Source organism: Enterobacter sp. PP-008-ECC_S150, from assembly GCF_045257065.1.
GTDB lineage: Bacteria > Pseudomonadota > Gammaproteobacteria > Enterobacterales > Enterobacteriaceae > Enterobacter > Enterobacter chengduensis.
The window spans coordinates 1-1,116 of record NZ_JBJHHG010000066.1 but is presented as its reverse complement, the minus strand read 5'-3'; the positions used below and the strand labels follow the sequence as shown (position 1 = coordinate 1,116).

Below are 1,116 nucleotides of genomic sequence, written 5' to 3'. Positions count from 1 at the left end.
TGACGGCGCTTAGTGCTGAATTCACTATCGGCGAAGGTGAGTTGATGGCTCATGATGTCCCTCTGGGATGCGCTCCGGATGAATATGATGATCTCATATCAGGAACTTGTTCGCACCTTCCTTAGAACAGATAGTGGATGACGAAAATTCAGACAATGAAAACCTCACTGCGGATTTTATTTTCGAACATCTAGAATCTTTATTTGAAGAGCAACCTTTTAAATTAATTTCTGGCGATCTGCTTGCTGAATCTTGCAGGGAAGAATTTGAGAGCTATCCTTTTGACATCTTTAATAATGAAGGGACCGCAGGCGCTATAGCGATGTCAAATACCATTTTTGAGAATATTGAAGATATTAATTTGGAAAGCTATAGTTTCGAAAACGGCTTTTATGCTGAAATTTCAGCTAATGCAAGTGGCGAGCATCGAAAAGAAGTTGGAGTACCGGGTCGCAGTATGACTATTTCTGTTACCATGGAATGTAATGTTCTAGTTGGAAAGTTTGGACTTGGTCAAATTGAACAGGGTGCGGTAATCGGTACCTTGGATGAATTTGAGTAATTTAGTTTTCAACACAAGATTAAGTTAGCCATGGGTTCGCTAAATGTTATCGGACCCTAAGTAGATCAGAAAAACGAGTGGTATAGCGTGGGGAGAGCATTTCACGCTTCATCTGCCACTGCTGCTGTATGCCCTGTCCGGCAAAGTAGAGCGTTCCTTTCCCGTCTTTTGCGTTCAGGTGATCGAGTACCTCCATTAACTTATCGCTTCCGGCCCGCGGCGCGTTCTCATCGAACAGGTTAAGCTGGTCCACACCTTGGCTGAAGAAGTCCCCGAGCATAATGCCGGCTTTCAGGTACCGGTGACCATCCTGCCAGATTTTGTCCAGGCACTTTACCGCGGCGTTAATGATGTCGCGGGAATCCTGTGACCTGCTCCCCGTTGATTAATACACCGCGATGTTAGTAATGTCTTCATAAGCCACATGAGGACATCCACATGAAGAAGCGTTTTTCCGATGAACAGATCATCAGTATCCTCCGCGAAGCTGAAGCCGGGGTTTCTGCCCGTGAGCTCTGCCGCAAGCACGCCATTTCCGATGCCACCTTTTATAC

2 protein-coding genes and 1 pseudogene are annotated in these 1,116 nt (G+C 45.6%); 2 read left to right on the top strand and 1 reads right to left on the bottom strand.

Annotated elements, in window-relative coordinates:
• The first annotated feature begins 133 nt into the window (after positions 1–133).
• Positions 134–562 carry a hypothetical protein gene (locus tag ACJBF3_RS26025; protein WP_406545301.1) on the top strand — a complete coding sequence of 143 codons (429 nt, stop codon included), beginning with the start codon at positions 134–136 and terminating at the stop codon, positions 560–562.
• Positions 563–608: 46 nt separating this feature from the next.
• On the opposite strand, the pseudogene ACJBF3_RS26020 reads toward ACJBF3_RS26025, so the two are convergent.
• Positions 609–932: pseudogene (locus ACJBF3_RS26020) on the bottom strand (DUF4113 domain-containing protein); the annotation flags it as partial.
• Between the two features lie 68 nt (positions 933–1,000).
• Between ACJBF3_RS26020 and ACJBF3_RS26015 the strand changes: the two are divergent.
• Positions 1,001–1,116 (top strand): transposase (locus tag ACJBF3_RS26015; RefSeq protein WP_152641195.1); only part of this gene is annotated, 116 nt, incomplete at its 3' end.